This window comes from Microbispora triticiradicis, from assembly GCF_005864065.1.
GTDB classification, from domain to species: Bacteria; Actinomycetota; Actinomycetes; order Streptosporangiales; family Streptosporangiaceae; genus Microbispora; species Microbispora triticiradicis.
The window spans coordinates 1-5252 of record NZ_VANP01000033.1 but is presented as its reverse complement, the minus strand read 5'-3'; the positions used below and the strand labels follow the sequence as shown (position 1 = coordinate 5252).

Genomic DNA, 5252 nt, shown 5'->3' with positions numbered 1-5252 from the left:
CATGCCGTAGATCTCCGGCTTGGTCTTGTCCGTGCCCGGGGCGAACAGGTTGCCCGACGGGATCGTGTAGGTGCCGTCCGCCTCGGGGTGGATGCGCAGCAGCTTGCCGCTCAGGCTGTTGGTGTTGGCCGACGACCGCTGGGCGTCCCAGCTGGACCGGCCCGACTGCTCGTCGATCGGCACGAAGCCGTCGGAGTTGAAGGGGTTGGTGTTGTCGCCCGTGGCCAGCCACAGGTTGCCGGTCTTGGGGTCCATCACCAGGCCGCCGCCGTGGTGGCAGCACTCGGCCCGCTGCACCGGCACGTCCAGGACCTTCTTCTCACTCGCCAGGTCCAGGGTGTCCCCGTTGACCGTGAACCGGCTCAGCCGGTCGACGTTCTCCGAGCCCGTGGGCGAGTAGTACAGGTAGATCCACTTGTTCGTCGCGAACCCGGGGTCCAGCGCCATACCGAGCAGACCGCTCTCGTTGGCCGTGAACACATTCAGGTGCGCCGCCGTCACGGTGCCACCGCTCGGCTTGATGATTTTGACATCACCCAGCCGGTCGATGTAGAAGACCCGGCCGTCCTTGGCGACGTCCAGCATCATCGGGTTGCTGGTGTTGTCGTCGAGGGTGATCTTGTCGTAGCTGCTGCTCTGCGAGGCGGAGCAGTCGGCCTTCACCGCGCCCGCGGCGGTCTTGATACCGCCCAGGAGCAGCTTGAGGAAGTTCGCCTCGCTGTAGTTCTCCTTCAGGTGGCCCAGGCCGGTGTACCACGAGCGGCCGCCGTCGTAGTCCTGACACCAGGTGTTGGGGTGGTCGGCGCCCATCGTGCCGCCGGTGTAGGACTTCTCGTCCAGCGACGTCAGCACGTGAACCGTGTTACGCGGGTTGGTCCGGTAGTCGTACCACTCGTCGGTACGGCTCCAGGTCGTCGGCAGGCCCGCGGTCGACGGGTGCGCCGGGTCCTCGACCTTGACCGTGGCCTGCTGGATCGCCGGGTGCTGCTTGAAGTAGGCCCCGACCAGCTTGCCGTACCACGCCCAGTCGTAGCCGCTGTCGGCGGCGGCGTGGACGCCGACGTAGCCGCCGCCCTTCTGGATGTAGCGCTGGAAGGCGTCCTTCTGGTCCTGGGTGCTGACCGGGTCACCGGTCGTGGACATGAAGATGACGGCCTGGTACTGCGCCAGGTTGGCGTCGGTGAACGCCGCGCTGTCCTCGGTCGTGTCGACCGCGAAGTTGTTGTCCTGGCCGAGCTTCTGCACCGCCGCGATCCCCTCGGGGATCGAGTCGTGCCGGAAACCGGTCGTCTTGGAGAAGACGAGCACCTTGAAGTCAGGGGCCGCCGCGGCCGCCGTCGTGGCGGCCTGGGCGCTCACCGGCGCCGCGAGAAGGGTGATTACGGGAGCGGCGAGGGCCAGGGCCGTCGTCGCCGCGGTGAGACGTTTCGGACGTCGTCCGCTGGTTGGCAGGGTCGCTTTGAGCGACCTGGCCCACGTTCGAGAACGTGGAGACATGGAGAACCCTTTCCTGACTGGGGGGAAGGTCAGGCAAGGCGCGCGCCGCCGCGCTTGTTGCCACTTGGTTGTGGTGGATATTGCGGGGTGTTTCGGGGTGCTGGAAGGTGCCGTTCCAGGTCTGTGGGGGCCGTCAGTGAACTGCCGGCCGGGGTAATGAATCGAGGATCGAGGTGGGGTCGGCGATGATCTGGTCGACCACCATGCTCGCGGCGCCGCGTGACGCGGCGCCGAAACCGAGCGTGGAGGCGACGAACCGGCACTGGGCGCCGGAGCCGGCCACCACCAGCCGGTTCAGCTGGTCCTGCGCGTGGGGCAGCAGCCACTGAGCCAGCGAGGCGAAGTAGCCTCCGATGACGATCACGCGGGGGTTGAACAGGTTGGCCAGGATCGAGCCGCCGAGCCCGAGCCATTGGCCGACCTGCGCGACCGCCTGCGTCATGCGCCGGTCGCCGGAGGACAGGCCCCGGGCGATGTCGGCCACGCGCTCGTCGGGGTCGGGCACCGGCATTCCGGGCAGCCCGTACGCCTGCTCGGGCATGGCCGCGCGGACCAGTGCGGCCAGCCCGACCTTGGTCTCCCAGCATCCGACGCGGCCGCAGCCGCACTGGTCGCCGTTGGGGTCGACCCGCAGGTGCCCGACCTCGCCGGAGTAGCCGTCCGCTCCGCACAGGAGCCTGCCGCCCGAGATGATGCCACCGCCGACGCCGACCTCTCCGGTGAGATAGACCAGGTCGGGCGTGCCGGCGGCGACGCCCGAGGTGAACTCGGCCAGCGCGGAGAGGTTGGCGTCGTTGTCCACCCTCACCGGAACGTCCAGAGGCCTGAGCATGGAGGTCAGTTCGTCCGCCAGCGGCAGGTCGTGCCAGTAGAGGTTGGGCGCGAGCGTCACCACGCCGCGCGCCACGTCCACGAGGCCGGGGACGGCCACCGCGACGCCGGCGGGGACGGCCCGGGCACGTTCCATAGCCTCCGCGGCCTCCTTCGCGACGAGCCCGAGGCGGCGGACGGCTCTGTCGGTGCCGCTGCCCATGGTGTCGAAGGCCACGCGGCGCTCGACCAGCACCCGGCCGCTGAGGTCGGTGCCGTGGACCGCGATGTAGTCGACATTGATCTCCAGTCCGAGGGCGCCCACGTGCGCGCCGTGCAGCGCCACGGCCCGCCTGGGCCGGCCGATCGCGCCCACGTGCTCGACGCCGACCTCCCGCACCAGCCGCCGCTCGAGCAGCTCGGCCATGAGGTTGGAGACGGTGGCCCGGTGGAGCCCGGTCGCGTCGGCGATGTCGGCGCGGGACAGGGACTCGTGGTCACGCAGCTCGCGCAGCACCAGTGAGAGGTTCGCCCTGCGCAGGGCCGCGGGGCCCGCCGCAGTCGGCGTCGCGCCGGCAGAGGTGCGGAGGAGGTTCGGCTCGTACGTCACCTGACCCTCACCCGCCCTTTGTTTGTCTCTGAGATCAATTAATCAGCGTTGTAACACGAGGATGTCCGGACCTGCACCCATCTGTCGAGTAACGAGTTGGCATCGGCGGCCCAACCGCAGCTCAACGACCATCTGTACCTGGGGTTATCGGACTGTTACGGAACCTGCAACCGGTTTCACTCTTGCGTCTTCCGGAAGTCGCTGGCATTAATTCGGCGAGCCACACGAACTAATTGAGGGAGAGGCGTGGACCGAAGCAGGGCCGACGGCCGTACGGGCGACTCGTTGAGTCGCGGTCTGTCCGCGGGTGTTCCCGCTGACCAGGCCACCGTGCGCCGTTCCAACCTCGCTCTGGTGCTGCGTCACGTGAGCGTCTCGGGCCCGTGCTCCCGGTCGGCTGTCGCGCTCGCCACCGGGCTGAACAAGACCACCGTCACCAGCCTGGTCAGCGAGTTGCAGGCACGCGGGCTGGTGATGGAGACGGGACCGCAGCACGCGGGCTCCGTCGGCCGCCCGAGCGTCGCGCTCGCCCTCGACGGTTCGCGTGTCGGCGCCCTGGGCGTGGAGGTCAACGTCGACTACATCGCCGCCATCGCCACCGATCTGGCCGGCCGGGTGCTCGTGGACCGGCGCGTCGGCTTCGACGCGATGGGGTCCAGCCCGGAGCGCTCGCTCGACGAACTGGCCCTCGTGGTCGAGAAGACCCTGGCCGACCTCGACCGGCTCGGGGTGACGCCCGCGGGCGTCACCGTGGCGATCCCGGGCCTCATCGACACGATCACCGGCACCGTCGTCGTGGCGCCGAACCTCGGCTGGCACGGAGTGGCGGTCGCGGAGCGGCTGTCCCAGGCGGGCATCCGCCCGGACATCCCCATCGTGGTGGACAACGACGCCAACCTCGCCGCGCTGGCCGAGTACACTTCCGGCTCCGAGGCCGGCACGTCCGACCTGGTCTACCTCACCGGCGAGGTGGGCGTCGGAGGCGGTGTCATCTCCGGCGGGCGGTTGCTGGGTGGAGCGGACGGATTCGCCGGGGAGGTCGGTCACATAATGGTCGATCCCGCCGGTGAGCCCTGCCGCTGCGGCCGTGTCGGCTGCTGGGAGACCAAGGTCGGACTGGCGGCGCTGGTGCGCATGGCCACACCCGACCGTGCGTACGGCATGGGCCGGCAGATCGTCCGTGATCCGGAGGAACGGCTGGCCGAGATCGAGCAGCGGCGGGCGGAAGGCGACCCGAGGGTCGAAGCCGCCATCGCGGAGGTGGGCCGGTGGCTCGGGCTCGGCGCGTCGGTGCTGGTCAACCTCTTCAACCCACGAGTCATCGTGCTCGGTGGCTACTTCGCCAGGCTCGCCGACCGGCTCATCCCCGCCGCCCGGCAGGAGCTGACGCGTCTGGGCATGACCGGCGCGGTCGAACGCTGCCGGTTCGTCGCATCCGATCTCGGCTTTGGGGCGGCGGCACGTGGAGCGGCCGGTGTCGTCGTCGAACGAGCGCTGTCCGATCCCACCGCCATATCGATCCGACATCCGCTGCCATCGGGGTGATCGAGAACTCCGACGACCTGTCCGGCGGCGGACGCCTCTGTCCGCGGGCCGGTTCCGACCCCCCATCCTCTCCTCAGCCGTCCCCTTCGAACGTCCCGTCCGCCTGACCGTGCTCCCCGCTCGGTACTCCCCCCCGCCCATCCCGCGTGCCGTGGCGATGGGACATGCGGTCAGGCGGACGGGATCACCACCACCATTCAGCCATTCCGAGCCCTATCCCACAAGAACGTCCCGCCCGCCTGTACGGCTGTCCGGAGCCGCGTCGGCATCGTTGACGCCGACATCGGTGCCGTAGCGGCGGTGCCAGCCGGCGCCGTCAGGCGGGCGGGGCCCGGCCGCACCCACCCCTAGGAGGCCTCTGTGCAGCCGTCATCGTCCGAGTCGTCCCTGCTGGAGATGCGAGGCATCGTCAAGCAGTTCCCCGGTGTGCGTGCCCTGAACGGCGTCGACCTCGATGTCCGCGTCGGTGAGGTGCACTGCCTGCTCGGCCAGAACGGCGCCGGAAAGTCCACCCTGATCAAGACTCTGGCCGGGGCGCACCAGCCCGACGAGGGAACGATCACCTTCGACGGCCAGGAGGTCCGGCTGACCAGCCCGACGGCCGCCATCCGGCAGGGCATCGCCACGATCTATCAGGAGCTCGACCTGGTGGACGGGTTGAGTGTGGCCGAGAACATCTATCTGGGTCATGAGCGGGCGCGGCTGGGGTTCTCGCGCCGGGGGGAGGCCGAGCGGGCGGCGGCTGAGCTGTTGAAGCGGTTGGGTCATGGGGAGATCCGGCCGCGGATGG

Annotated in this window: 4 protein-coding genes; 2 read left to right on the top strand and 2 right to left on the bottom strand. The window is 69.6% G+C overall.

What is annotated here, in order from left to right; genetic code table 11:
• Both FED44_RS35305 and FED44_RS35300 read right to left on the bottom strand, forming a co-directional pair.
• A partial coding sequence (locus tag FED44_RS35305) for a ThuA domain-containing protein (RefSeq protein ID WP_208759343.1) occupies positions 1 to 1359 on the bottom strand: 1359 nt, incomplete at its 3' end.
• A 271-nt stretch (positions 1360 to 1630) separates the two neighbouring features.
• Positions 1631 to 2917 carry an ROK family transcriptional regulator gene (locus tag FED44_RS35300; protein ID WP_111701059.1) on the bottom strand — a complete coding sequence of 429 codons (1287 nt, stop codon included), beginning with the start codon at positions 2915 to 2917 and terminating at the stop codon, positions 1631 to 1633.
• Between the two features lie 246 nt (positions 2918 to 3163).
• Here FED44_RS35300 and FED44_RS35295 point away from each other — a divergent pair, with 246 nt between their 5' ends.
• Both FED44_RS35295 and FED44_RS35290 read left to right on the top strand, forming a co-directional pair.
• Positions 3164 to 4462: an ROK family transcriptional regulator gene (locus FED44_RS35295; protein WP_244302550.1), complete on the top strand. Its 1299-nt coding sequence runs from the start codon at positions 3164 to 3166 to the stop codon at positions 4460 to 4462.
• A gap of 360 nt (positions 4463 to 4822) precedes the next feature.
• Positions 4823 to 5252: ATP-binding cassette domain-containing protein (locus FED44_RS35290; protein ID WP_244302549.1), on the top strand; the 430-nt coding region annotated here is incomplete at its 3' end.